Source organism: Rhodothermales bacterium (genome assembly GCA_017643395.1).
In the GTDB taxonomy this organism is placed as follows: Bacteria; Bacteroidota; Rhodothermia; order Rhodothermales; family UBA10348; genus JABDJZ01.
In genome coordinates this window covers 775727-800424 of record JAEPNP010000001.1, presented here as the reverse complement: position 1 = coordinate 800424, position 24698 = coordinate 775727, and the positions used below count along the sequence as shown (strand labels likewise).

The following is a 24698-nucleotide window of genomic DNA, read 5'->3' as shown; positions in this document are numbered from 1 at the left end:
CTAGTACGGTCTGCGATCCTGCTTTCGGTGCCAGGCCGCAAACACTTCCATGGACTCTCGCGGCATCACCTGCATCATCGGTATGCTGCGCGCCTCCGGTTCGACGGGAATCTGCTCGTAGATGAAGGCGTCGTCGAAGCCGGCGCCCGCGGCGTCGAGCTGCCCGGCCGCAAAGTAGACGCGTTCGAGTCGGGCCCAGTAGATGGCCCCGAGGCACATGGGGCAGGGTTCGCAGGTCGTGTAGAGTTCGCAGCCCTCCAGGTGAAACGTGTCCAGCGCCTCACAGGCGGCCCGGATGGCCATCACCTCACCGTGTGCGGTCGGGTCGTTGTTGGCCGTAACCCTGTTGGCGCCCTCGGCCACGATCTCACCGTCGCGAACCACAAGTGCCGCAAATGGCCCTCCTCCGGACGCCACGTTCTCCACCCCCAGGTCGATCGCGCGGCGCATCAGCTGCTCTGGTGTCATCAGCTGCTTTCGGGGTATTTGCTGCGCAGCTCCGAGAGAGCGATGGGCTCGCCAATAATGGTCACCCGGTCACCCTCCTCGAGTTTGGTGCCGCCTCGGGGCACCAGCGTGCGACCGCCGCGGCGCACCACGGCCACGAGGCATTCCTCAGGCCACTGCACCTCTCGAACTTCTCGGCCGACCATCTCTGCGGTGGCATCCATCGAGCGAAGCAGAATGGTCATGAATCGGGCATCCCGCATCAGGAGCTCCTTGGCATGCGCGCCATTGGGTGCATCGATCCAGTGACCGATAAACTCCTCCTCGTCTATGCGATTGGCGAGTTCTGCGAGCATGCGAAGGTGCTGCGCGTGGTTTTCTTCGGGACTTACAAGGATGAACACCGCATGCACGCGGTCGGCACCGTGGGCTTCGCCGAACGCATCCACGACGCCGATCTCGAGTCCCTCCCGGCTTCGACCCAGCACCATGACGGGTGAGTCGATGCCCTTCAGGTGCAGATGGGGCAGGGCCGCGCCCTGAGCCACGGGCGTGGCTCCCGTGCGGGTTCCGTCCAGGAATTTTCCTTCCAGTTCCTCGGCAGGCAAACCGAGTCGCGGCGAGAGCAATCGACTGGCTTCGCGCATGACGTCCTCGAACGACATGTCGGCCTCGATATCGAGGAACTCGGACTGCGCGATTACCTCATCGAAGGGATCCTTCGCGCGCAGGCCTTTTTCCTTCATGATGGCCCGGAATTCCCGATCGAGACCCTCGTACGGGGACGCGCCCAGTCTGCGGAACCAGTGGTAGATCGCTCCGTCGCGCTCCACCCGGTTACGCGCGTAGCGGTAGTACCAGGCCAGGCAAATCACGATGACGCCCATCGTAAACAGGATCGCCAGCCAGCCCATGTACAGGATCAGCAGAAAGCTGAACAGGATTCCTGCAAGCTGCATCCAGGGATAGAGCGGTGAGCGGTAGCCGGGGTCGTAGCTCGGGATGCGGCTTTCGCGCATTACAATGACGGCGAGACACAGCAGCGCGAAGATGAACAGCTGAAACGCGCTGGCCAGCTTGGCAATGCCCTCCTCATCCAGAACCAGAATGAAGAAGACCATGAGACCGCCGGTCGCGAGAATGGCCGGCGTCGGAGTCTGAAATCTACCCAGCTTTCCGAAGACGGCCGGCATGAGTCTGTCACGGGCCATCGCCAAGGGATACCTGCTGGCGGAGAGCACACCCGCGTTTCCGGTCGACGCGAATGCGGCCAGCGCCGCAATCACGACCAAACCGACGCCGACCTGTCCAGGCAGCCAGTAGAAGAAGCTCTGAGCGGCCGTGGCCACTGGCGTCAGATCGCCCCGAAACGCGTTGGGCTCAAGCACAGCGACCATCACGAACACGCCTGCCACATAGACGAACGTGGTCGACGCGAGGGAGAGGATCATGCCGAGCGGGATGTTGCGCTCCGGGTCTTTGATCTCTTCGGCTACGCTGGCCACCTTGGTAAGCCCCGCATACGACACGAACACGAACCCGATCGTAGAGAGCAGCCCCTCGTAGCCAAAGGGGAGAAAAGGTTCGAACTGCATGCGTGTAGCACTCGCAGGCTGCACGGCAAGCAGGTAGTAGGCGCCCTGCACCAGGAAGAAGGCGAGCACCGTCATCAGGATGACGACAAGAACGCGCTGCAGTCCGCTCGACTCTTTGGCGCCGACGATGTTGATCACCACGAAGGCCACCGTCAGCGCGATCGCCACCGGCTTGATGGGCAGCTCGACGAAAATCGCGGCGTACGCCCCGATGCCAATCAGAGCGAACGCGGTCTTCAGGGTCAGGGCCAGGTGCGTTCCCAGGCCCCCAATCGTACCAAAAAGGGGTCCAAGCGATCGGTCCAGGAAGTAGTAGGCACCGCCTGCGCGTGGCAACGCGGTGGCCAATTCAGCCTGGCTGAACATGGCGGGGAGGATCAGCGCCCCCGCGAACAAATAGGCAAGCGCCACCGACGGACCTGACTGGGCCGCGGCCAATCCCGGAAGCAGGAAGAATCCCGAGCTGAACATGGCACCGGTCGAAATCGCGTAGACGTCGAACAGCCCCAGGCTCTTCTTCAGTTTCGTGGTGGGGTCGGGCATGCGGGAATGATACGGTGGTCCGGCGTGGATGCCGCGCGTCTAAACCGGAGATCCATCCGCCGATCTCAGCGTGGCTGCGTCTCGTGCCGAAGCACCCTGCCCGGCCTGCTGTCCTGATAGGCTCCTGAGAGGACCTGCGGCACGCCGTTGACGAACACGTGCGGGATCCCGTGCGGATATTGGTGGGGCTCCTGGAAGGTCGCCCTGTCCAGCACGGAGTCGGGGTCGAAGACAACCACGTCCGCGAACCACCCCTCCCGGAGAGTGCCCCGCTGCTCGAGCCCGAGCACGGACGCAGGCAGCGCCGTCATCTTGCGCACCGCCTCTGGAAGCGTGAGCACGCCCTCCTCCCGCACGTAGTGACCCAGGACCCGGGGAAAGGTGCCGTACCAACGCGGGTGCGGGTGCCCTTCTCCCGGCTGGACCAGGCGACCGTCCGACGCGATCATGGTCATGGGATGCTGCATGATGGCCCTTACATCGGATTCATCCATGGCATGAAAGACGCAGCTCGCGCCACCACGCCGGAGCGCCTCGATCACCAGTTCGGCCCCGGTCTCGGGCGTTGTGGCCCGGCCCAGCTCACGAGCCCAGTCGCCCAGCGTGCGTCCCTCCAGGGAGCGGTCCCATTCCACAAGGGCAAACTGCACCCTGTCCAGGTCATTGCCGCCGCGGTCGTTCACAAGGTTGAACTCGATACCCGCGAGGATGGAATCGCGCAACGCCGGGTCGTCGAGTCGGGCGAACAGCGAGTCACCGGCCATCGCCCAGCCAGGCACCAGAATGCCGATGCCCGTGTAGCTGGCGGTGTACGGGTACTGATCCACAAACACCGCTGTGCCGGAAGCGCGCGCCGAATCCACCATGGCCAGGGTGCGGGATGATGAGCCCCACATGGGCTGACCCACCACCTTGTGATGGGTGAGCACGATCGGAATCTTGGCGCGGGCACCTATTTCCATGGCCTCCTCGACTGCATCGATCAACCCGAGCCCCTCTTCGCGCAGATGCGAGGTGTAGATCCCGCCGCGTGATCCGGCTACCAGGGAGAGGGCGATGACCTCATCAATGTCCGAGAAGGTGCCGGGCAGATATTTCAGGCCGGTGCTGATGCCGAACGCGCCGTCGTCCATCGCCTCGGCGACCATGCCTTGCATGCGCTCCAACTCCTGCGGAGTGGGCTGCCGGTTCTCCAGCCCCATGACCTCGCGCCGAATACTGTTGTGTCCGGTAAGGAACGCAACGTTGATGCCGACCCCCATGGCTTCCGTCTCGTCGAGGTAGCTGCCGAGCGGCCAGGGCCCGCCGCCGTCTGGACCGCCGAGGGCCGTGGTAACGCCCTGGCGCACGTGGCTCTCCGCGCCGGGAAGCCGATGCAGAGGATCCAGGTGGGTGTGAACGTCCACGAAACCGGGCGCGACTACCATTCCGCTCGCATCGACCACGATGGCACCGGTGGTGTCCAGGCCAACACCGATCGCCACAATGCGATCGCCGGAGATGCCCAGGTCGGCCAACCGCGCGGGTGCGCCCGTGCCGTCGAGTAGCTGACCCCCACGAATAACGGTATCAAACTGCGGAGAGCCGGTGCACCCGGCCAGGCTGATCGCCAGAAGAAGCAGTATGCGCATGCCTGCCACAACGCGCAGATGCCGATGCGGCTCCGAACCGGGACACGCAAGAGGGCAGGCTGGCGCGGTTATTGGGTCACGCTCAAGGCTACCTGACCGTACCCGAATCGATATGAGCGCTCCGAGTCGGAGTCCATCCGGATTTCTCCCCATTCTGGTCCTTTTGGGCCTGTTTATGTCCACATCGCCCGATGCGCGGGCCCAGGATGCCGACCACGTCATCGTTGTTTCGGTCGATGGGCTGAGTCCCGCCATGATACAGGCGGCGGGTCCCGACCTGCTCCCGGGATTCTGGCGCATGCGGACCGAAGGTGCCTACACCTTCAACGCGCGCACGGACCCGGACTACACCATCACGCTCCCGAATCACACCGGCATGCTGACCGGACGATTCACGGCGGACGTTGACGGGCACGGCTACACGGACAACGTCGACCCTCAGCCGGGTGAGACCCTGCATTCGAATCACGGGTCGTATGTGACTTCCGTATTCGACGTGGTGCACGACGCGGGCGGGAGAACCGGGCTGTTTGCCACCAAGACCAAATTCTCCCTGTTCGACACCTCCTACGACGCAGCCAACGGTGCGCCGGCGGCAAACGGCGCCGACAAGCTCGACGTCTACGCGTTCCGTCGCTCGTCGTCGTCGCTGCTTGAGGCCTTCCTGGATGCGGGTGAGACGCAGCCGTTTACGTTCGCGATGCTTCATCTGGCGGAGCCGGACATTGTTGGTCACATCCGGACCTGGGAGATCGACAACACGTCCTCCTACTCCATGGCGGTCCGCCTGGCAGACCATCTCGTCTCGGACCTGCTCGACCTGGCCGAGTCGCATCCGGTGTATGGAGGCCGCACGACAGTCATTGTCACCTCGGACCACGGTGGCAGCGACATCGGGCACTTTGAGATCCTGAATCCGGACCACTTTACCGTGCCGTTCCTCGCGTGGGGCGCCGGTGTTGATTCTGGCGTTGATCTGTACACCATCAACTCCACACGTACCGACCCCGGCTCGTCCCACGTCACCAGGCAGGCCAGCGCGGCAACGCCCCCGGTGTTCAATCTGGACGCCGCGAACCTTTCGCTTGCCCTTCTTGGACTGCCCGCTGTGCCCGGGTCACTGGTCAACGCGAATCAGGACCTGCTCCTGTCCTCGTCGGGCGCCCCTCCGCCACCGCCGCCCCCACCACCGCCTCCTCCGCCAACGGGCACGGTAACGGTGGTCCTGCAGGACTCCGGTACATACAATGGGGCCCGGGACACAAAATTGCGCTCCACCGATCCGACGACGAACTACGGAGCGTCCGTGCAGCTGGAGGCGGACGGGTCGCCACTCTTCCGGACTCTGTTTGGCTGGGATTTGGGTCCTGTTCCCCCTGAGGCGACGATCGTATCGGCCTCGGTGATCTTCGACATCACCAACCTGTCGGGCTCGCTGTACGGCCTGTACCCGCTAACGACCGGTTGGAATGAAGCACAGGCAACCTGGCTGCAGGCTACAGACACGCAGCCCTGGGCAACCCCGGGGGCCGGCGGCGGTGACCGATTGCCGACTGCGGTGGCCGAGTTTGTGCCCAATGGGCTGGGTTCACGAACCGTGGATCTCAATGCAAGTGGGATCGCAACCCTGCAGGCGTGGAACGCCAATCCTGCGCTGAATCACGGCTTTGTACTTGATGTGGCCGCCTCCGGGACAGATGGGGTGGACATCAATTCACGGGAGGTCGGTTCAGTCGCGTCCAGACCAGCGCTGAGTATCACATATACGCTGGACGGAACGGATCCGGTGAACCTGCCCCCGCAGGCGCTGATGGACGTGATTACTCAATCGCCGGCGGTCGACGTTGCGACGGAGTTCTCGGCCACGCGCTCCTTTGACCCCGACGGGACTATCGTCAGCTATGAGTGGGACTTCGGCGACGGTACGACGGGGACTGGCGAGACTACATCGCACGTCTATTCTGCCATCGGTCAGTTCCCGGTGACGCTCACCGTGACCGATGACGGAGGCCGGAGCTCGACGGCAAGCCGACTGGTGTCTGTGCTCGGCGCAGTGGTCGAGCGCGCCAGCTTCCAGCGGGGAGTCGACGGCTACGCTGGAGTCGCCGACACGAAGATCAAGTCTGACGCGGCGACCACCGCGTTCGGCAGTGCGGTCGACATGGAAATGGACGGGGAGCCCGACTACGGCGTGCTCATGCGATGGGACCTTTCTTCGGTACCCTCCGGGGTGACGGTGCTCGGCGCATCGTTGGAGATGGAAGTCTTCAATACGTCGCAGGCGACGTACGAACTGTACGCCGTGAGCACGCCCTGGGCCGAAGCGGACGCCACCTGGCTGCAGGCAACGGCCGGCCAGGCGTGGCCGGCGCCCGGAGCGGCGACGGAGGGCAGCGAGGTTATTGGTCGGCTTTCAGCGCGGACCACAGGTCGTATGACCGTGTCGCTCAATGCGGCGGGCACGGCCCTCGTGCAGTCCTGGATCGACAATCCCGCGGCCAATCAGGGCTTCATGATCCGGGATTACGACGGCGCCACGGACGGGGTGGACTTCTTCTCCTCCGAGGCCCCGACGATCGGCGACCGGCCCACATTCCACGTAGACTACACCAGCAACGCCGCCTCAACGGGGCGGATACAGATCTCGTCAGATGACGGATCTCCGGTCAGTCTGCTACCGGCAACGCCATCCATGGCGCAATTGGTGGGCGAGCTGGTTTCAGCGCCGGCTGCCCTCGACCCCGGCCGGACCGGCGCAGAGCGCGAGTACCGCGTGGTCGTCGGTTCCAGTCAGACCGCGGCCCTGGTGGTCCCTGTGGCCGATTCGGTGCAGGTCGATCGCAGTCGCATGGCCCTGGATCGTGTGGCACTGGAGTCGGGCGAAGCCTGGGCGGTCTACGCGCAAACACTCGGCGTCGGAACGGCGAGCCTGGACGTTCCGGCCTCCGGGCGGTTGTTTGTGACCGATGTATCCGCGACTGCCTCCACCTCGATCGACGTCGTGGCTCAGGCGGAGAATACCAGACTCAGGGCATTCCCGAATCCGTTCGGCGCGCAGTTGATGGTGCAGTATCCGCAGGACGCCGCCCTGGAACTGGTGGACATGCTTGGCCGCACCGTGGCTCGTGCGGAGCTCAAGGGTGGCACCGCAGACCTGTCGACGCAGCACCTTCCGGCGGGCACCTACGTACTGCGAGTCAACGGAACGCGAGACGCTCTGGTGGTGACCAAAGGCCGCTAGCGGCGTGCGGGCCGGCTATCGGATGAGCAGGATGCGCTGGCTGGCGGGGTAGAGCCACTCCACGCCCCGTTCGGTTATGACCGCATCGTCCTCCAGCGCCACGCGCACCTTGGCGCCACCCCATTCGGGCGCGCTGGTGTACGCGAATAACTCGATTGACAGCATATTGCTTGGCCTGAGTTCATAGGTGATCCGCAGCGGATTGAAGAAGGCGATGGACGGACCGATGCCGTGTCCGAGGTTGCCCACGGAATGGCTGCCGATGATCACGTCCGTCACCTCCGGGTCATCGGAGGGCTGATTGAACGCGGTCATGCGGCGGAAGCCGGCCTCCTCCAGCGCCGCGTAGATCTGCTCCTGGGCTTCCAGGGCCGTAACGCCCGGCTTGATGGTGCGTTTGAGCACGTCGCGCGCCCGAAGGCCTTGATCAAAGGCATGCTGAATGCCGGGGGGCGCTTCGGTTTCTCCTTCGCGCAACACGTACGCGATGCGCTTCATGTCCGTATGGAAGTTCATCAGACCCACGCCCCAGTCGATGGTCAGGTAGTCGCCTCGCTGGATGATGCGACGGTCTGAAAGGGCCTCGATGCCATCCGGACCCGTTATGTACACGCTGGGCATGCCGAAGCTCGTGCCCAGGCCGCGGCGGAATTGTTCTTCAGCCATCCACCACGCCACGTCCTCGAGCATGGTGACTCCCGGCGTTATCACCTCATTGGAGAGCGCACGCTCGGCGATTTCCTTCGAGATCTGCCCGGCCTCCGAGAACGCCGCGATTTCGGTGGCCACCCTGCGGGAGCGGAAGTCGGAGGTGAGCTTCTCGGCAGACACGAAGCGCTCGGCATAGATCGGCCCCAGCACCTCGGTGAGTTCCAGAAAGCCGCTGTGCGTCAGGCCGTCCGCCGCGCCGATTCTACGGGACATGTTCAGTGCGATGGACTGCGGATCCCGTTCCGACACGAAGTCGGCCAGTTCCGACGCGGAGCCGAAGTAGTCATAGGCGTGACTCTGTTCCAGGAAGTAGCCGTCCACGCCCAGCGCTGCCCGCTCGATACGATCGCCGCCCCGATCCGTAAACACGTAGTAGGAGGTCGATCCCGTGTAGCCCTGGCCAAAGTCCATCCAAAGCGGGTCATCGTTGCCCTCGCGGTTCATGGTGATCCACATGTCCACGTTGTTCTCCCGCATGACTTCCGGCAGCACGAGGTCAAACTTGTCGCGGCGGATCTCGGCCATCATCTCCCATCTTCGGCGTGCCTCCTGGGCGATGGCGTCGTTAACGGTCAGAAAGGCCAGAAGCAGGAGAGTCAGTCGCATCGTGCATCGAGTCGGGATGGACTGTACGTTACCGCTTCCCGCCACAAGAACTCCAGCGAGATGATCTCAGGCGCACATTCCGTCATCTTCAGCCAGGATCCGGAAGCGGACCGGGCCTTTCTTCGGGACGTCATCGGCCTCCCCCATGTGGATGTTGGGCATGGCTGGCTCATTTTCGGGCTGCCACCGGCGGAAGTGGCCGTGCATCCCGGCGAGAACCACAGGCAAGAGTTTTACCTCATGACGGACGACGTGGATTCCTTTGTGGCAGCCGTTCGGGGGGCCGGCGCCTCGTGCGCCGAGATAAAGGACGAAGGTTGGGGGCGACTGACGGTCGTCACCCTGCCCGGCGGCGGAGACCTCGGCGTCTACGAGCCCCGCCACGAGCGACCGGAGGCTATGTCATGAAGCCATTGAGTGGAAAAACGTGGATGCTGCTTGCGGTCGTGATCGCGCTTGTGGCGACGGCCCTGCCGTATGTGCTGCCGGGAGATCTTGGGCTGACCGAGCTCCTTTTTGCGTTCTTTGGGGTCGGGACGATCGCGTACCTGCGTCCGGAAGGTGAGCGCGCCCTCTTCGGGGTGATCATCTTTTGTGTGGTGGTGTTCGCTACCACTTTGCCCATCGGAAACACCCTGGCGGAAAGCGCCGGAAATCTCTGGCCGTTCCAGTCGGCCTCCCTGTGCGTAGCCGGAAGTGTGGGATGGGCCCTGGTGGAGGGCGTTCAGGCGGCTCGCAGATCTGCCGCGCGCGAATGAGAACGCTCGGTTTGGCCCTCTTGCTGGCCTGGTCGGCCCCGGTCGACGCCAGGCAATTCGCTCTGGAAACGGGCAACCGGTGGGAGTATGTCACCATCCTGGATCCCCCGAATGCCCCACCGGATACCGTGGGCGCCGGCTCGTTGGAGGTGCTGCGACGGGCCGAGGGGTATCTGATTCTGAGCTCCCCGATCGCGGGGTCCGACTCGGTGCGCTGGGCAGATCGAAGTCTGTACGGACTGCTTGGCGGACAGGAGTATCTCCTGCTCGATTTCCGGGCCGACTCCGGTAGCAGTTGGAGTATCCCAATGGTGTTGGATGGTGTGGCCCATGACACGATGGACGTTTTCGTGGAGCGGGGGCTGGATCGCTGGTTCGAGGGAGGGAGCCGGGACGTGATTGAGACTCCGGCTGGCTACTTCAACGCCGACTATACCTTCACGGCGAGCGCGCGACGCACGCTCGATGCGGGTTGGACGATCGTGTTCGACCATACGTATGGCCCGGTCTCCCGCATCGACGGCCATGGCACGCTTGGCATTGTCTCCGTGGCTCGGCTCGAGGGAGTGGAACTACCCCGCTTCCACGTCGAGTTGACGACAGACAAGCCGCAGTACGCCTACGGAGAACCGATCGAACTCACGCTCTTCGTGCGCAACGATACCGATCAAACCGTGCGGCTGGGCACGTTCTGCAATGCGCCTTCCTACGTACTCGGTCCGCTGGCGCCTCGGTTCGAGGCCTGCATCCTGTGGGTCGACTACCACGAGTTCCGGCCCGGTTCCAACCGAACGTGGACGTGGCGACACGATCCACGAGTCATGGGCATGCCGGCGGGCGGGACCCATCGTCTGACGGCCTTCTATGCCCACGCAGGCGGGTCGGTTGAGTTTGAGGCGCCTGAGTTTCAGGGAGGCTGGTTGAGCGCAGAAATCGCCCACTTTCTGCCTGCAGCCACCGAGGAGGCCATTCGCACGGACTTGCGGGCCGAGGTGGTGCGCAGCATCCCCCGCAACGACGGCAGCCGCTCGGAGGTCTGGGCCCTCACGGAAATCAGCCCGGAGGAAGCACTCCGACGACATGGTGCGCAAACGGGCCTCAGGCTCAGTGATATGCGACTGATGTATCTGACGGATATCAGATCGACGGAGGTCTCCCGTGCTGAGGTACCGGAGAAGACCGGCCTCCAGGCGTACCCGAATCCAGTAACTGCCGACGTAGTGCACTTCGACGGCCTACTTCCCGGACAGGAGGTCCAGGTATTTGACCTCCTGGGGCGACGCGTCGCGACCGCCGGCCGCGAGCTGGACACGAGCCAGCTCGGCCCGGGACTCTATGTGTTTCGCGTCGGGCCTCGAGCCGGCACGTTCGTCGTGGCGCGCTAGCTTACTCCATCCTGCGGAACCAGACGTCCCGGGTGCGGCCGCTGCCCGCCAGGAATCCGATCACCTTTCCGGTGGGGTCCCGCTGGAATTTGAGGCCACCGAGAAACCAGGCGCCGGCAGTGAACTCATCGTCCACGAGATGGGTGACGGTAAAGGAGTCCAGTCTGCGGTGATGACCCTTCAGTTCGCCCTCTTCAATTGTGAGGGTATAGATCGTCTCCAGCTCATCGTTGATGAACCTGCCGGTGAACGCGGCGAGCTCCTCTTCGGTCATATCAGGGGCCACCACCTTTTCCATCGGAGAATCGGGACCCTGATGGTGTGTGGCCCGGGTCGTGGTGCCGTCTTCCTCAAAGTGGAACGTGACCGAAGCCGGCACCCCCACAAACGTGAAGGTGGAGTCCGAAGTGGGCTCGACCTTGAACTTCGGCTGGTTCGTCGCCTGGGCAAAGAGCTCCCCGTCCTCGACGGTGTACTCGATCATGAGCGGGGCCCCGATAAACCGCCACATCCCGGAGATCGCCTCGAGTTGTTCAGCCGTTGGCACCGAGCCGGCTTCCACCGTGGTTTCTTCTTCCTCTTCTTCCTCGGCCTCCAGGTACTCTCCGAAAAACGCCTCGGCCAGATCCGTCCACATGCCGAGGCTGAATGACGGGTGGTTGCTGGAGAAGAACAGGCCCGAGTCAATATCCGGGAAGTAGCCGAACCACGTACGGAAGGAGGTTTCCCCGCCCGTGTGTGTGTACAGCATCTGGCCGCGCCACTCCCGCACACCCAGGCCCAAGGCGTAGTTCGTGGTATCGCCGGACGTCAGGATGCCGCGTTCCGTGAGCGAGTCGATGGCCTCCGGTCCGCCGACCGTATGGTCGCGAAAGTTGCCCATCCACTTCACGATGTCGTGGGCGGTCGTATTCACCCCACTGGCACCGTAGGCGCCGGCGAAATCGGTGACGTAACGATATCCGCCGCCGGACGCCGCCACGTAGCCCTGCCCTGATCCCGGTATCACCTGGCCCTGATGGGTCTTGATGGTGGAGTTGGTCATGCCGAGCGGCTTGAAGATGCGCTCCTGCATGAACTCACCGAACTCCATCTCGGAAGCCTTCTCCACCACATCGGCCAACAGCATGAACGTGGTATTGTTGTAGTTGTATTCGGAGCCGGGGTCGTTCTGGAGCTGTGGCTGGTTCTGCACGATGCGCGTCAGGAGGTCGCGGTCCATGGCATCTGTGAATTGCCAGCCTGCCATGGGCAGGAAGTTGAGCACCTCGCGGTAGCCGGTGGTGTGGTTCAGCATCATGCGCAGTGTGATCGGCGTGCCGAAGTCCTTCAGGTCCGGGAGGTGGTCCCGCACGTCGTCATCCAGCGAGAGTGCACCGTCCTGCTCCAGCAGCACCAACGCCATGCCGGTAAAGTGCTTCGACACGGACGCAATGCTCACTCCCGTTTCCGCCGTCATCGGGATGCCGTACGTCAGGTTCGCCATGCCGAACCCCTTGGCAAGCACCACGTCGCCGTTCCGCACCACCGAGATGACCGCACCCGGGGCGTCATTACTTGAGAACGGCTGCATCAGTTGATCCACCAACGCTGTCGGCTCGGTGGCCTTCGGTTCATTGGCCACCAGCAGAACCGAGTAGTCTCCCTCCTCGCCTTCGAAGGGGGTTACCTCAATCGTAAAGGTGCCGCTCGTCTCCGGCGAGAACTGGAACGGCTCCGGCCCGCGTGCCGGTGAGTCGTATTCGCCGACTTCTTCGCCTTCCGGGTCGAGAATGCGCACGACCACATCGACCGAGATCTGATCCACGTACCCGTATACGTAGTAGTCCTCACTGGTCTCGAACGTGTAGGTGTCTTTGGACTCGGCCGTCAGGCTGCCCGGCACGGCCTCGCCAAGGGTCAGGGTCTGTGCAGAGACGGGCGCGGCGACCAGGAGAAGGAGCAGCAGGAGATAGCGCATTTCTGGGGGGCGGCTTGATTCTCCGAAGAACTTAGGGGACTCGCGATGCTGTTTTTAGCCGCAGGAGGCAGATATCCCGACTTTTTTCGCCCCGGGCTTAAATCGCAGGGCCCGCTGCCGATACATCCCTTGCCAGCTGTGGTCAGGCGCCAAAACCGGACCGCAGAACCCTCAAGACCGCCGCCTCCAAGTTCAATAAAAACAAGTGAGGAGAGCCATGGCTTTCGGCGATCTCACCCGCATCAACACCAACATCGGGGTCCTCAACGCCTACAACAAGTTGCAGGCAACCAACTCCGAGATGGGTATGCGCCAGATGCGTCTGGCGACCGGCAAGCGGATCAACTCCGCGGAAGACGACTCGGCCGGATATTCGATTGCGAAGAGTCTCGAGTCCAAGACCCGTGGTCAGGCCCAGGCGGCACAGAACATCGGCGATGCCAAGAGCATGCTGACTGTCGCAGAAGGGACCATGGATACGGTCATGGAGATCCTCCAGACCATGAAAGAGAAGACCGTTCAGGCGGCGAGCGACACGCTCAGTTCGACCGAACGCTCTGCCATCGATACGCAGCTGACGGCGCTCTCCGCCGAGATCACGGATCTGCTGGGAGACAGCAAATACAACAACACCTCGTTGTTCACGTCGAGCTCGTTCAGTTTTCAGGTGGGCGCCGAAGCCGGCGACACCTTCTCCGTTAGCGTCGGCACGATGTCCGTCACGCAGCTCGGCGTGAACTCCGGCGCGATCGACGTTTCGACGGCATCCGCGGCGACCAGCTTTCTCTCCACCGTCGACGCTGCAATCACGACCATCTCAACGAAGGTGAGCGGCATCGGGGACAACCAGAAACGCCTGACCTTCAAGCAGGACGCCATCAACATCGCGATGACCAACAACGAGGCCGCGCGCTCCCGCATCGAAGACGCGGACTTCGCCAAGGAGCAGATGGAGATAGCCAAACTGCAGATCCTGCAACAGACCGGCGTAGCGGCCATGGCCCAGGCCAACTCAAGCGCCGGTGCCGTGCTCGGACTGCTCTAGAATCTCTCCCTCGGACATTTCGTCTCCGAGAGCCAGCCCCGGCGGGACCGTAACCCGCCGGGGTTTTTTTGTGCTGGAGCGGTGGAGCGCGCCTGGCGCCCTGTCCCGATGTTGAGGGCGAGTGGAAACCCGGGGGTAGATTCCACAATGGGGAGCTCGGCCGCGCGGGGGATGTGGAATAGAGGCCCGTATTACACCCCGAAGGGACCATGAGCAGGGACTATCTGGAAAACGGCCCCCGTATTCCGCATGCGCGGCGGCGGGGGGCGGCGGGCACGACGCGACGTTGAGCCGTTCCCGGCGGTACCTAGCACGATTTCCCACGGCTCGGCCGCCCGGCACCCCGGCACAACCCCGAACCGTTTCCCGCCGGCCGGCGTTGCGGGCGCCGCATGCCTCCCTACCAGATAGCATCACCCGGCTTCGACGACGATGCGTTCAGCGCCCTGTCCGACTTGCAGGAGCGCCCCGTCATCGAGCAGTACCAGGAGGACAGAGAGCGCATTCAGCGCGCGGTCGTGGCCCCGTTCAAGCTGTATCGCGACGACCTGGTGCTGAACTGGGTGCTCCCGGCACAATGGCCTCTGGAAACGGAGCGCAATGTGTTCAGCCGCATACCAAAAAACGACTTCGGCAAAGGCGGCGCCAACCATCACTACTGGCTGAGTTTCTATCGCCCGTCCCGCTCCCGCCTGAAGGACATCCAGCTGGCCCACAGCCTGTTTCCGGACCGCTTTGTGCTCGGCCTGTATGCGTTCAAGGGCATGGGCGCCGCCTGGACGGAGGCCCGCCCGGCCATCGAAAACGGGCTCAACATTCCGGCAGGCTTTTCAGTGCAACAGGACCGGAACAGCATCTGGATTCGGCGAAGCATCCCCCGGGAAGAAGTACGGACGATGGGCTCTCAGCTGGTCGCGTGGGCACTGGAAGGCATTGAACGGTTGGAGCCTATCTACGGTGCGTTGACCGGGCTGAGGCCGGCCGTCTCCCGGCCGTAGAAGAATCTCAGAAGCGGGGATCACCCGGGCGGGGTCGCGTAGAGGGTGACAACCCCCCGCTGATATGGCAACACTCAGGAAGCTCTTCCACGAAGTTGACCCGGTCATTGTGCGCTGGATGGCCAAAAACGGCGTTCCGATTCTGCGTATCGGCCTCGGCGTCGTGTTCTTCTGGTTCGGCATGCTCAAGTTCTTCCCCGGCATGAGCCCGGCCGAGCAACTGGTCCGAAACACCGTCTATTTTGTGGATCCGGATCTGTTTTTACCGGTGTTGGCCTTCTGGGAGACGCTCATCGGACTTGGCCTGATCACCGGGAAGCTGTTGCGCACTACCCTGTTCCTGCTGTTCCTGCAGATGCCGGGCACCGCTCTGCCCATTGTCGTGCTGCCCGAAGTGGTTTGGAACGACTTCCCGTTTGTATTGACGATGGAAGGGCAGTACATCGTCAAGAATCTCGTCCTCATCGGAGCCGGCATTGTGCTGGGTGGCACCGTGCGGGGCGGGTCCGTGAATCCCGATCCGTATGCGTAGAGCCGTAGTCCTTCTGATCGTATTGACCGCGTGTACCCCAGCGGAGCAGCCCGAGGGACCCATGCCGGTAGAAGCCACGGTCACTCGGGTCGTCGGAACCGACTCACTGAACACCGATCTGGTTCAGGGTGTGGCTACCGTAGACGTGGGCATGTACCTGCTCGACACCGATTCGGAGCGCTACAACGAGCGCATGCCGCTTGATGAGGTGGTCCGCCGCTACCGCATCGCAAAGGACGTGTTCACGACGGCCGGCGTGCAGCTCAACTTGCTCTGGATAAAGTTCGTGCGGCTCGAACCGGAAGTGCTGCGCATTGACGCGAACGTGATGATCGGAACGCCGGCCGGCGACATTGACAACCTCTACGAGAAGAGCCGGCAGCAGCGTTCCGCCCTGGCGCCTCAAGCCGAGGCCGTGTTTGAGGCGATCATAGAGCCCGATCCCGCCAACGCGCGCACGGTCTATCTCGTGGGCATGGAGGATGTGATCATGAACTGGTTCGAGCAGCAGGAAGACGGGTCCTGGAAACTGCAGAGCGACCCCACCAACGCGCTCTCATTTCCCAGCTACACGCTGGAAGAACGCATTCCAAGGCGCCTGCGCGGGGTGATAACGCTGCAGAACATCTTCAAGTCGCAGAAGATTGTCGCGCATGAACTCGGCCACAAGCTGATCAACGTGAGTCACGAGCACCGCGAGATCAGCCCGGCCCATGAAGTGGACGCCGAAGGCGGCCTGATGGTGTACGGCGAGGGCACCGAGATCGCGTCCGGCGAGGAGGGACGATGGCACCTGGAGCGGCTGATGCGGTCGCCCTATCTGTACGTGGTCAACCCCGAGGGACAGCGCATCTACAACCCCGATTACGAGGAGTCCGGCCACTACGCCGATCCGATCTACGGCGAGCTGGTCGTTCGGTAGGCGTTACAGGTCCGGGCACCGGTGCCTCTATGTCCTGGAAACCGGTGGACTGCTATGATGTCTCAGGTATACATCATCGAGCGATGTCGCCATGGCCCGGGACAAGATGATCCGAAAACAGATCTACGTGACGAAGGAGCAGGATCAGCTCCTCTCACGGCGAGCAGCGCAACTCGGCGTGACGCAGTCCGAGGTCATTCGCCTTGCACTTGAAGGGGCGCTGGGACCGAAAGGGTACGAGGCTCGGGCGCACGTTCTGAATGAGGTCGCCGGGGTCTGGAAGAACCGCAAGGACCTCCCGGACTGGGACAGCCTGCGCGCGGAGGGCGATGAGCGCATCTGAACCCTTGCTCCTCTGCGACACGACCATCCTGGTCGACGTGCTTCGCGGACACACGCCCGCGGTGTCGTTCCTGAATGGATACAATGGCCCACTGGCGATTTCGACCTTGTCCGCGGCCGAGCTGGCAGCGGGCACGAGGGCGGGGGAGTCTGTGTCGGTAGGTCGACTGCTATCCCTCTTTGGCCCCATTCCCGTCTCTATGCCCATTGCACAGCTTGGCGGCGCCTACCGGGGTTTCTACGGGCAAAGTCACGGGACCGGACTGGTAGACGCTCTTATAGCGGCGACGGCAGAAATCCACGACTGCGTGCTGGCCACCCACAACAGGCGGCACTTCCCCATGGTGCAGCGGCTGCTCCAGCCCTACTGATCCAGCACGGAGAACAGCCGGGACACACTGCCATCGGCTGTCTGAACACGCACCAGGTAGGTGCCGCCGGGCCATCCCGCCGTCCCGATCGCGAAAGAGTTTGGGCCGCTCGCAAGCGAGGACTCAAACGCGTGCACGCGGCGGCCGAGAAGGTCGAACACGGCTACCCGGGCCGTCGAAGGCTGTCGGGCGCTCACCGTCAACTCATAGCGTCCGGCCGCAGGATTCGGGAATCCCGCGTCCAGGGAGAGCTGCTGCGGGAGATCGTGGGTCCGATCTGTCGTTGTCGCACCCGCCGGCGGATCCAGCGGCTTCGTTGGGTCGATGAGGTGGTACCACATCGTATCCGTCAGGGCATGCTCGTCCGTAGCGACAACCTGGAAGAAGCGCGACCGGAATTCCTGGTCCGACGTCCCGCCAATCGTCACCGTGGAGCCGTCGAGCATGACGTTCGAAGGTGCATTCACCAGGTGGTAGCTCGCGCTACGATTGAAGGGCACGGCCGCGAGCGTTTCACTGAAGGTGCCCTGATCCAGCCTTACAGACCGGCCGGCTACCGGCTTGAACCGTGGGGCGTACCTGGTCTCGGCACCCAGCTCAAACGAGGACTCCATCAGTACACGGCCATCCTCCCGGGTTCGCATGGTCCACGTTCCTGTGTCACGCTCTCCGGGCAGTGGCAACTCAAAGGCGAACCAGCCATAGCGGGTCTTTCGACTCACGCCCTGCACGTCGCTCACTGCGACTGTGCCGTCAGGACGCACCAGCTCGACGACGAACTGATCTCCGACATTGCCCTGGGCCTGAACCCAGGCGTACAACACGGCCTCTGAGTCCCCGACCAGAGCCGGCTCCGAAATCCGCTCCTTAACCGCTTTGTCGGTAATCCCGTTTGTTGATCCGCCGACGGCCGCCAGGGTGAAGACTCCCTGGTCCATGACCCATAGCGGCGCGTCTCCCACATAGTCCGGTTGATCGCGCCACAGGCTGGGAGCGGGGTTATACGAACCCTGCCAGGGATCCCGCGCCGATGAAAGCTCAAAATGCAGATGCGGAATGGGCGTCCACCCGGACGAGCCGACGAAAGCCAGAGGCTGTCCCGCCTCAAACCGCTCGCCGGGTTCGACCATCGCCGAGTTGGTGCGGATGTGCCAGTAGTACGACTCGCTGCCGTCGTCATGCCGCACGGCGATCCCGTTTCCACCGTCCGGATAGGGCGTAGTGGTGTTGCGGTCACCGAACCCGATGGTCGTCCTGAGCACCGTCCCGGCTGCGGGCGCGACGATGTACATGCCGCGATCCATCAACCTGAAGTTGTAGATGGCGATGTCGGTGCCCCGGTGATCGTCGTAGAGGTGGTCATGGCCGCCCATGTAGTCGGTCACCGACGTTGTGCCCTGATCGTCATCGACATAGTTGGAGAGAAACGTGCCGTCTCCAAGCTGCCGCGCCAACGGCCACTCCATGGCAGATGGGAATGCCGACGGGAATCCGGCGGAATCATGCACCAGCATCCCGCCGTGGGCCTGGGCAGGAAAGAACCAGCGTTGCTGGGCCTGGGCGGGCAGGACCAGCAGGGTCAACAGGAGCGAAAGACCTTTCATGGAACCGGACTGAGGATCCCCACCATACAGAATCTGCCTGATGCGTGCGGCCCAATCACAGGCTCGGCAAGGCAGTTCGGCCGAATTGCACTGCCTATACTCAGGTCCCACTCTCCCTCTCTGATCGATGCGAAGCCTCCTTCTCCTGGTGGCGGCCGGCCTTCTCGCGCCCGCCGTCCAGGCCCAGTCCCCGCCCGTGCCCAGCCCCGAGCAGTTCTTTGGCCACGAAATGGGCGCCGACCGCAAACTGGCCCGCTGGGACCGACTGGTCGAGTACTACGAATTGCTGGATGCATCCAGCGATCGCCTGACGGCCGTCAATGTCGGTCCGTCCACAATGGGCAATCCGTTCCTGGTGCTGTTCATCACATCGCCCGAAAACATGGCCCGGCTGGACGAGCTGAAGGCCATCAATGCCCTGCTCAGCGATCCGAGGGGAGCCACACAGGAGGAGCTCGAAATCGCCGTCGACAACGGAAAGGCGGTCATCGTGCAGTCCTATGGGTTGCACTCCAGCGAAGTCGCAGGTGCGCAGACGCCCGCCGAGCTGACGTGGGAGATGGTGACCCGCCAGGATGAGGACATGCTGCGCATCCTGGACAACACCATCGCCATCATGATTCCGTGTTTCAATCCGGACGGCGAGATCATGGTCACCGACTGGTACAATGAGACGGTAGGCACGCCCTACGAGGGCTCGGGGCTGCCCTACCTGTACCACAAGTACATCGGTCACGACAACAACCGCGATGCGTTCATGCAGAACACCATCGAGTCGGTTTACGGGGCCGAGCTGATGTTCCGTGAGTGGATTCCCCAGGCGTATGTGGACCACCATCAGATGGGGGCCTACGGTCCCCGGCTTTCACTGCCGCCCTACGCAGAGCCGACCCGACCGGGTGCAGATCCGCTGGTCTGGCGCGAGATGAGCTGGTACGGCGCCCACATGGCGTATCGAGAGGAGGAGGCCGGTATGGCGGGTGTGATTGGCGCCGCCATCTACTCTGGATGGGGGCACTTCGGCTTCCACTGGATTACGCCGTTCCACAACATCGCCGGCATGCTCACGGAGTCGGCAAGTGCCCGGATGGCCACCCCGCTGTACGTGCATCCGGACCAGTTGCGCGGGTCTCGAGGGTTTCCGGAGTACGAGGAGCAGACCACCTTCCCCAACCCCTGGGAGGGTGGATGGTGGCGCATTCGGGACATTGTGGTGCAGCAGAAGATCGCGTCCATTGCGACGCTGGACATCGCGGCCCGGAACCGCGAAACCGTGCTGCGGAACGCCTATCGCAAGGCCCTCAACCAGACAGCACGAGGTGCGGCGCGTGAGGAGGCCGCTTATCTGATCCCGGCTGATCAGCATGACCCGCTGACCATGCGCAAGATGATCGACAAACTGCTTGGGCAGGGGATTGAGGTGCATCACGCCTCCCAACCCTTCACGCACGAGTCGCGGGTGTACGGCGCCGGATCGTATGCGGTCTCCATGGCCCAGCCCAAGATGGGGGTCATTCGATGGCTGCTGGGGCGCACCTACTACCCCGACAATACCTTCACCCGGCAGCGCGATGGCAGCCCGCTCAGGCCCTACGACATGACCACGGACAACATCTCCGAGTTCATGGGCGTCACCGTGCACGCGGCCGGCTCCATGCCCGAGGGGCTGAACGTTGTCGCGTCACTGGAGGAGCCCCGCGGTCGCATTGCCGTCGGGAGCCAATGGCTGCTGGATGCGCGGCTCAATGACTCGTTCCGTGCGCTGAACATGGTCTGGGACGCGGGCGGATCGGCCGCCCGCACGGTGGATACGGGGGACTTTGTCGTCTCCCTGGACGCGGGTGAAGCGGGCAACATCGCCCTGGAAACGGGTGTGGATTTCAGGCCCGTGCCACCCGGGCTGGTCACCAACCCGGTCCGACGTCAGCAGGTGGGCATGTACCAGCCCTACTACGGCGGAAACATGGACGAGGGCTGGTCGCGCCTTGTGTTTGAGACGTTCGGTTTCCCTTACGAGACGATTCGGGACGCGGACGTCACCGGCGGCAGGCTCGATCGGTTTGACGTGATTGTCCTTCCGACGACATCCCTCAGTCGCATGATGGGTGACGAGACCCCGGAAGACGAATATGGCCGTGGTGCAGCAGCGTATCCGCCCGAGTACCGAAGCGGATTTGGCCGGGCCGGCGCGGATTCCCTCGAATCCTGGGTGCTGCGAGGCGGTCGCCTGGTGACCTTTGCCGACGCGGGTGACCTGCCGCTGACGCATTTCGACCTGCCGATCACGAACGTCATCGACGGGGTGCCATCGACGGAATTCTATGCGCCCGGCGCCACACTGCGCGTGCGGGTGGAACCGGGGCACGCGCTCACTTACGGCATGCCGAAGGACGCGCTGGCCATCCTCTTCCGCGGTGGTCAGGTGTACCGTGTGGACCCCACAGGCCGGAACGACCACATCGAACGGCTGGTCACGTTCCGCGACCGCGACATACTGCACAGCGGCTGGTTGATCGGCGAAGACCACATCGCAGAGAAAGCCGCGCTGGTCCGCGCGCGTTACGGTTTGGGCGATGTGGTTCTGATCGGTTTCCGGGCCCAGCATCGCATGCAGACCCACGGCACGTTCAAGTTTGTATTTAACGCGTTGGTAGGTGACTGATCAGTCGACGGGATCGTGCGCCAGCACCGCGTCCAGGTCCGGGGGCAGATCGGGGTCCCCGGACAGGTTCGATTCATAGCGGTCCAGTCGATCCCCGAATTCCTTGAGGTTGTCGACGAGCGCAATGTTGAATAGCGCCTCGCCCTCGTATACGAGGGGCAGCAGCGCCTTGCCGACTACCACGCCCGAGGCGGTGGCACGGACCTCGATGTTTTCGCCCCCAAGCGGGTCTGTGATGTAGCCCATTACCTGATCGTCCTGCACCACGTCACCCACCTCGATCGAAGAAAGCAGGGTGCCCGAATCCGGGGCGCGCACCCACCGAGACCCGGTCGATAGCACGGGTTTCACCCGCCGTTTCGGTGCCTTCGTCGCCGGCAGCATGCCTATCGACCGCATGACTGTCAACACGCCGCGCAGGCCCACCCGTATGGCCTGACGATCAAACCTCAGGGCCTCTCCGGCCTCGTACAGGAGCATCGGAATGCCGAGGTCATGGCCAGCCTCACGCAGGGACCCGTCCCGGAGGGTCGAGTGCATGATGAGCGGGGCCCGAAAAGCGTGCGCCAGTTTCAGGGAGTCCTCGTTCTCGAAATTTACGCGCACGTGGGGGAGGTTGGTTCTGTGCACCGCACCAGTGTGCAGATCGATACCGTGCGTCGCCTTTTCGGCCACCTCTTCCATGAACGTGTGCGCCATGCGGGAGGCCATCGACCCCGAAGCCGATCCCGGGAAAGACCGGTTGAGGTCGCGCCGGTCCGGCAGATACCGGCTGCGAAAGGTGTAGCCGTAGACGTTGACCACGGGCACCGCGATCAACGTGCCTCGCAGTCTAGCCAGATCGGGGCGCCCGAGCAGCTGGCGGATAATCTCCACGCCGTTGATCTCGTCGCCATGAATCGCGGCCGAGACGAACAGCACCGGGCCGTCCTTTTTCCCCCGCACCACGTGCGTCGGCATCACCATGTCCATGGAGGTGTACATGGGCGCCAGCGGCACCAATACCGTCTGTCGACTGCCCGGCTCTACACGCGTGCCGGCGATTTCGAGCGCGTCGCTCATCCGCGTCCCCGGGTTTTCGTGCGATGGGGTCTCGCGTTCTTCTCGATGAACTCGATGATCATGCCGGCGATGTCCTTCCCGGTAGCTTTCTCGATGCCCTCCAGGCCCGGGGACGAGTTGACCTCCATGACGAGCGGGCCGTGATTCGAGCGGAGCAGGTCCACCCCGGCTACGTTCAGGCCCATCTTCTGGGCGCTGCGCACGGCCGTGGAGCGTTCCTCCGGAGTGATTTTGATGCGCCTGGCGGAGCCGCCGCGGTGCAGGTTGGAGCGGAATTCGCCCTCCTTGCCCTGCCTGAGCATGGAGGCGACCACTTTGTTGCCCACCACGAAACAGCGGATATCGGCGCCACCCGCTTCCTTGACGAACTCCTGCACCAGAAAGCGGGTCTTGAGGGATCGAAACGCCTCAATCGTCGCCTCGGCGGCCTTGTCTGTCTCCGCAAGAATGACGCCCTTGCCCTGGGTGCCTTCCAGCAGTTTGACGATGAGGGGGGCGCCGCCGACCATCTGGATCAAATCATCCGTGGCCTTGGTGCTGTGCGCAAAGCCGGTCACCGGGAGTCCGATTCCCGCGCGTGAAAGAATCTGCAGGCTGCGCAGCTTGTCCCGCGAGCGGGTGATGGCGACCGACTCGTTGACCGAATACACGCCCATCATTTCGAACTGGCGCACGACCGCCGTGCCGTAGAAGGTCACAGACGCTCCAATTCGTGGGATGATCGCATCATACCCCTCCAGCGCGTGCCCGGTGTAGTGCACCGATGGCCGGTGGGAGGTGATGTTCATGTAGCAAAGCAGGTGATTGATCACGTGCACGGAGTGGCCGCGCTGCTGGGCGGCCTCGACCAGGCGCCGGGTCGAATAGATTTCGGGCCCTCGTGACAGGATGCCGATTTTCATGACGGAGGGTTGAGCAGTTGCTTGCGGAAGGCCCGGCCTGCCTGGCGGCCCAGCACGAATGACCGCGCAGGATCAACGACGAGTCGTTCTTCCATGGCGGTCCGGCCGAGCAGCATCGGGAATAGCATGCGGTCCCGGCGTGTGAGGCTGACCTCGATCGGCCAGCGCTGTCCATTGATCAGGAGATCGGTGCGGATGAACGGTCGGGTGGTTCGATTTCCGCCTGAGTCGGAGACGACCCGCTCATCGACCAGAGGAGCCTCCGCTACCACATGCACCTTCCGGTGCTTGCGCAGCGGGTGTATCCAGAACCTGAGCCAGGGGGCGCCTTCCCGGGAGAACGGTTCCATGCGGTATGCGTGCAGCGCGGAGGTGCGGGCACCGGTGTCCACCTTGGCGCGAATGGCGGGCAGATTCAGCTGCGGCAGACCGACGTATTCACGCCACCCGACGGTAATCATGGACTCCATGACCCACAATACTGCCGACCACCACCGCGTGCTACTGTTCGATGGGTTCTGCGGCGAATTCAACCTCTGAGTCGACCCCGCTGAACGTAATCTGGATCGGATTGCAGCACACCTCACAGTCTTCGATGTAGGTCTGCGGATCCTCCGACGGTTCGATGACCATGGAGATCTCCTCCCAGCAATAGGGGCAGGTGAAGCTTTGTTCGACTACGTTCATCATGAGAACCGGCCGGCATAGCGGCGGTTGATGGTGCCATGCGATACGCACTGGTCCTCATACTCATGCTCACCGCCTGCGATTCCACGGAAGTGGATCCAGGGCCGGATCCTGTTCAGACTGGACCGGAAGGGACCTGGCAAATCGATCCGGTGTCGTTTCAGCTCAATCGGGTGACCGACGCGCAGAATGGGATCACCCAGGACATCCAGGCCACCATCAGTGGTACACTGAGTCTGGACGTGGCCGATGGACAGCTGAGCGGAAACGGACAATGCAGCTGGACGACTCGTCAGCACACCGCGCGTACCAACCAGACACTGGAACGCGACGGCACCGAATCGTTCACGGTCAGCGGCACCTTCAGCGATGAGAGCGTGCTCCTCATCCTTTCCGGCTGCGCCTGGAATCAGATCGGATATCGCGGCACGTTCACCGAAGGAGAGGGGTATGACCTGTCCATTCGCGCATCGGGCGAAGGTCCGCTGTTCGGCGCCGATGTGTGGAGCGATGCCCGTTTTGTGAGCGGCGACGACCCTGCGGAACTGCGGCTGCTGCGGCCCTGACGTGCGGGGGTGGCCGGGTTTGACGCTGCTCCGGCCCTGACGCGGAGGGGCGGCTGGGTTTGGCGTGACGGCTGTTAGCGTGGGGGCGCGGCCGGGATTTGCGTTGCTGCGGCCCGGGCGCGGAGGCG

At 63.3% G+C, this 24698-nt stretch carries 22 protein-coding genes; 12 read left to right on the top strand and 10 right to left on the bottom strand.

The features are described 5' to 3' along the window. The 3 genes from JJ896_03145 to JJ896_03135 form a co-directional block, all read right to left on the bottom strand. Positions 1-468: a nucleoside deaminase gene (locus JJ896_03145; protein MBO6778629.1), complete on the bottom strand. Its 468-nt coding sequence runs from the start codon at positions 466-468 to the stop codon at positions 1-3. Beyond that, complete coding sequence (locus JJ896_03140) at positions 468-2585, bottom strand: amino acid permease (GenBank protein ID MBO6778628.1); 2118 nt, start codon at positions 2583-2585, stop codon at positions 468-470. The genes JJ896_03145 and JJ896_03140 overlap by 1 nt, the downstream gene beginning before the upstream one ends. A 65-nt stretch (positions 2586-2650) precedes the next feature. Then, positions 2651-4216: a D-aminoacylase gene (locus tag JJ896_03135; protein ID MBO6778627.1), complete on the bottom strand. Its 1566-nt coding sequence runs from the start codon at positions 4214-4216 to the stop codon at positions 2651-2653. Between the two features lie 112 nt (positions 4217-4328). Here JJ896_03135 and JJ896_03130 point away from each other — a divergent pair, with 112 nt between their 5' ends. Beyond that, positions 4329-7457, top strand: coding sequence for a DNRLRE domain-containing protein (locus JJ896_03130; GenBank protein MBO6778626.1), 3129 nt, complete (start codon positions 4329-4331; stop codon positions 7455-7457). Between the two features lie 15 nt (positions 7458-7472). Here JJ896_03130 and JJ896_03125 read toward each other — a convergent pair whose 3' ends face one another. Further along, entirely contained in the window at positions 7473-8774 is a 1302-nt protein-coding gene (locus JJ896_03125) for an aminopeptidase P family protein (GenBank protein ID MBO6778625.1), read from the bottom strand. Between the two features lie 60 nt (positions 8775-8834). Between JJ896_03125 and JJ896_03120 the strand changes: the two genes are divergently transcribed. From JJ896_03120 to JJ896_03110, 3 genes are read left to right on the top strand one after another with little or no spacing between them, the layout of a single operon-like run. Beyond that, positions 8835-9182, top strand: coding sequence for a hypothetical protein (locus JJ896_03120; protein MBO6778624.1), 348 nt, complete (start codon positions 8835-8837; stop codon positions 9180-9182). Next, positions 9179-9532, top strand: a complete 354-nt coding sequence (locus tag JJ896_03115) for a hypothetical protein (GenBank protein ID MBO6778623.1) — start codon at positions 9179-9181, stop codon at positions 9530-9532. The genes JJ896_03120 and JJ896_03115 overlap by 4 nt, the downstream gene beginning before the upstream one ends. Then, positions 9529-10917 carry a T9SS type A sorting domain-containing protein gene (locus tag JJ896_03110; protein ID MBO6778622.1) on the top strand — a complete coding sequence of 463 codons (1389 nt, stop codon included), beginning with the start codon at positions 9529-9531 and terminating at the stop codon, positions 10915-10917. Before JJ896_03115 ends, JJ896_03110 begins: the two co-directional genes overlap by 4 nt. Position 10918: 1 nt before the next feature. Here the strand turns inward: JJ896_03110 and JJ896_03105 are convergent, their stop codons facing one another. Then, positions 10919-12877, bottom strand: a complete 1959-nt coding sequence (locus JJ896_03105) for a beta-lactamase family protein (protein ID MBO6778621.1) — start codon at positions 12875-12877, stop codon at positions 10919-10921. A gap of 217 nt (positions 12878-13094) precedes the next feature. Here JJ896_03105 and JJ896_03100 point away from each other — a divergent pair, with 217 nt between their 5' ends. The 6 genes from JJ896_03100 to JJ896_03075 all read left to right on the top strand — a co-directional run bounded on the left by JJ896_03100 (position 13095) and on the right by JJ896_03075 (position 17087). After that, the gene (locus JJ896_03100; protein ID MBO6778620.1) at positions 13095-13922 is read left to right on the top strand and encodes a flagellin; all 828 of its coding nucleotides are present in this window, start codon (positions 13095-13097) and stop codon (positions 13920-13922) included. Positions 13923-14314: 392 nt separating this feature from the next. Next, positions 14315-14920, top strand: a complete 606-nt coding sequence (locus JJ896_03095; GenBank protein MBO6778619.1) for a hypothetical protein — start codon at positions 14315-14317, stop codon at positions 14918-14920. Between the two features lie 64 nt (positions 14921-14984). Beyond that, the gene (locus JJ896_03090) at positions 14985-15452 is read left to right on the top strand and encodes a DoxX family membrane protein (protein MBO6778618.1); all 468 of its coding nucleotides are present in this window, start codon (positions 14985-14987) and stop codon (positions 15450-15452) included. After that, the gene (locus tag JJ896_03085; protein ID MBO6778617.1) at positions 15445-16374 is read left to right on the top strand and encodes a hypothetical protein; all 930 of its coding nucleotides are present in this window, start codon (positions 15445-15447) and stop codon (positions 16372-16374) included. Before JJ896_03090 ends, JJ896_03085 begins: the two co-directional genes overlap by 8 nt. Before the next feature lie 91 nt (positions 16375-16465). Beyond that, positions 16466-16717, top strand: coding sequence for a ribbon-helix-helix protein, CopG family (locus JJ896_03080; protein ID MBO6778616.1), 252 nt, complete (start codon positions 16466-16468; stop codon positions 16715-16717). Beyond that, positions 16704-17087, top strand: a complete 384-nt coding sequence (locus tag JJ896_03075) for a type II toxin-antitoxin system VapC family toxin (protein MBO6778615.1) — start codon at positions 16704-16706, stop codon at positions 17085-17087. The genes JJ896_03080 and JJ896_03075 overlap by 14 nt, the downstream gene beginning before the upstream one ends. Here the strand turns inward: JJ896_03075 and JJ896_03070 are convergent. After that, positions 17081-18691 carry a peptidoglycan DD-metalloendopeptidase family protein gene (locus tag JJ896_03070; GenBank protein MBO6778614.1) on the bottom strand — a complete coding sequence of 537 codons (1611 nt, stop codon included), beginning with the start codon at positions 18689-18691 and terminating at the stop codon, positions 17081-17083. The two genes, JJ896_03075 and JJ896_03070, sit on opposite strands and share 7 nt — an antisense overlap. 127 nt (positions 18692-18818) lie before the next feature. On the opposite strand from JJ896_03070, the gene JJ896_03065 reads away from it, so the two are divergent. Then, positions 18819-21353 (top strand): hypothetical protein, encoded by a 2535-nt coding sequence (locus JJ896_03065; protein MBO6778613.1) that lies wholly within the window; start codon positions 18819-18821, stop codon positions 21351-21353. Here JJ896_03065 and JJ896_03060 read toward each other — a convergent pair whose 3' ends face one another. From JJ896_03060 to JJ896_03045, 4 genes are read right to left on the bottom strand one after another with little or no spacing between them, the layout of a single operon-like run. Further along, positions 21354-22415 (bottom strand): succinylglutamate desuccinylase/aspartoacylase family protein, encoded by a 1062-nt coding sequence (locus JJ896_03060; GenBank protein ID MBO6778612.1) that lies wholly within the window; start codon positions 22413-22415, stop codon positions 21354-21356. After that, on the bottom strand, positions 22412-23317 hold the full coding sequence (rimK, locus tag JJ896_03055; GenBank protein ID MBO6778611.1) for a 30S ribosomal protein S6--L-glutamate ligase: 906 nt from the start codon (positions 23315-23317) through the stop codon (positions 22412-22414). The genes JJ896_03060 and rimK overlap by 4 nt, the downstream gene beginning before the upstream one ends. Beyond that, complete coding sequence (locus JJ896_03050) at positions 23314-23787, bottom strand: ATP-dependent zinc protease (GenBank protein MBO6778610.1); 474 nt, start codon at positions 23785-23787, stop codon at positions 23314-23316. Before JJ896_03050 ends, rimK begins: the two co-directional genes overlap by 4 nt. Positions 23788-23818: 31 nt before the next feature. Then, entirely contained in the window at positions 23819-24004 is a 186-nt protein-coding gene (locus tag JJ896_03045) for a CPXCG motif-containing cysteine-rich protein (protein MBO6778609.1), read from the bottom strand. A 38-nt stretch (positions 24005-24042) separates the two neighbouring features. Here JJ896_03045 and JJ896_03040 point away from each other — a divergent pair, with 38 nt between their 5' ends. After that, positions 24043-24570, top strand: coding sequence for a hypothetical protein (locus JJ896_03040; protein ID MBO6778608.1), 528 nt, complete (start codon positions 24043-24045; stop codon positions 24568-24570). Positions 24571-24698: the final 128 nt, after the last annotated feature.

What these genes read in the sequence shown, in the direction of transcription:
- JJ896_03110 (MBO6778622.1), top strand. Translation starts at nt 9,529, where the DNA reads ATGAGAACGCTCGGTTTGGCCCTCTTGCTGGCCTGGTCGGCCCCGGTC.
- JJ896_03075 (MBO6778615.1), top strand. Translation starts at nt 16,704, where the DNA reads ATGAGCGCATCTGAACCCTTGCTCCTCTGCGACACGACCATCCTGGTC.
- rimK (MBO6778611.1), bottom strand. Translation starts at nt 23,317, where the DNA reads ATGAAAATCGGCATCCTGTCACGAGGGCCCGAAATCTATTCGACCCGG.
- JJ896_03095 (MBO6778619.1), top strand. Translation starts at nt 14,315, where the DNA reads ATGCCTCCCTACCAGATAGCATCACCCGGCTTCGACGACGATGCGTTC.
- JJ896_03045 (MBO6778609.1), bottom strand. Translation starts at nt 24,004, where the DNA reads ATGAACGTAGTCGAACAAAGCTTCACCTGCCCCTATTGCTGGGAGGAG.
- JJ896_03090 (MBO6778618.1), top strand. Translation starts at nt 14,985, where the DNA reads ATGGCAACACTCAGGAAGCTCTTCCACGAAGTTGACCCGGTCATTGTG.
- JJ896_03145 (MBO6778629.1), bottom strand. Translation starts at nt 468, where the DNA reads ATGACACCAGAGCAGCTGATGCGCCGCGCGATCGACCTGGGGGTGGAG.
- JJ896_03135 (MBO6778627.1), bottom strand. Translation starts at nt 4,216, where the DNA reads ATGCGCATACTGCTTCTTCTGGCGATCAGCCTGGCCGGGTGCACCGGC.
- JJ896_03040 (MBO6778608.1), top strand. Translation starts at nt 24,043, where the DNA reads ATGCGATACGCACTGGTCCTCATACTCATGCTCACCGCCTGCGATTCC.
- JJ896_03085 (MBO6778617.1), top strand. Translation starts at nt 15,445, where the DNA reads ATGCGTAGAGCCGTAGTCCTTCTGATCGTATTGACCGCGTGTACCCCA.
- JJ896_03115 (MBO6778623.1), top strand. Translation starts at nt 9,179, where the DNA reads ATGAAGCCATTGAGTGGAAAAACGTGGATGCTGCTTGCGGTCGTGATC.
- JJ896_03130 (MBO6778626.1), top strand. Translation starts at nt 4,329, where the DNA reads ATGAGCGCTCCGAGTCGGAGTCCATCCGGATTTCTCCCCATTCTGGTC.
- JJ896_03060 (MBO6778612.1), bottom strand. Translation starts at nt 22,415, where the DNA reads ATGAGCGACGCGCTCGAAATCGCCGGCACGCGTGTAGAGCCGGGCAGT.
- JJ896_03100 (MBO6778620.1), top strand. Translation starts at nt 13,095, where the DNA reads ATGGCTTTCGGCGATCTCACCCGCATCAACACCAACATCGGGGTCCTC.
- JJ896_03120 (MBO6778624.1), top strand. Translation starts at nt 8,835, where the DNA reads ATGATCTCAGGCGCACATTCCGTCATCTTCAGCCAGGATCCGGAAGCG.
- JJ896_03140 (MBO6778628.1), bottom strand. Translation starts at nt 2,585, where the DNA reads ATGCCCGACCCCACCACGAAACTGAAGAAGAGCCTGGGGCTGTTCGAC.
- JJ896_03105 (MBO6778621.1), bottom strand. Translation starts at nt 12,877, where the DNA reads ATGCGCTATCTCCTGCTGCTCCTTCTCCTGGTCGCCGCGCCCGTCTCT.
- JJ896_03050 (MBO6778610.1), bottom strand. Translation starts at nt 23,787, where the DNA reads ATGGAGTCCATGATTACCGTCGGGTGGCGTGAATACGTCGGTCTGCCG.
- JJ896_03065 (MBO6778613.1), top strand. Translation starts at nt 18,819, where the DNA reads ATGCGAAGCCTCCTTCTCCTGGTGGCGGCCGGCCTTCTCGCGCCCGCC.
- JJ896_03070 (MBO6778614.1), bottom strand. Translation starts at nt 18,691, where the DNA reads ATGAAAGGTCTTTCGCTCCTGTTGACCCTGCTGGTCCTGCCCGCCCAG.
- JJ896_03125 (MBO6778625.1), bottom strand. Translation starts at nt 8,774, where the DNA reads ATGCGACTGACTCTCCTGCTTCTGGCCTTTCTGACCGTTAACGACGCC.
- JJ896_03080 (MBO6778616.1), top strand. Translation starts at nt 16,466, where the DNA reads ATGGCCCGGGACAAGATGATCCGAAAACAGATCTACGTGACGAAGGAG.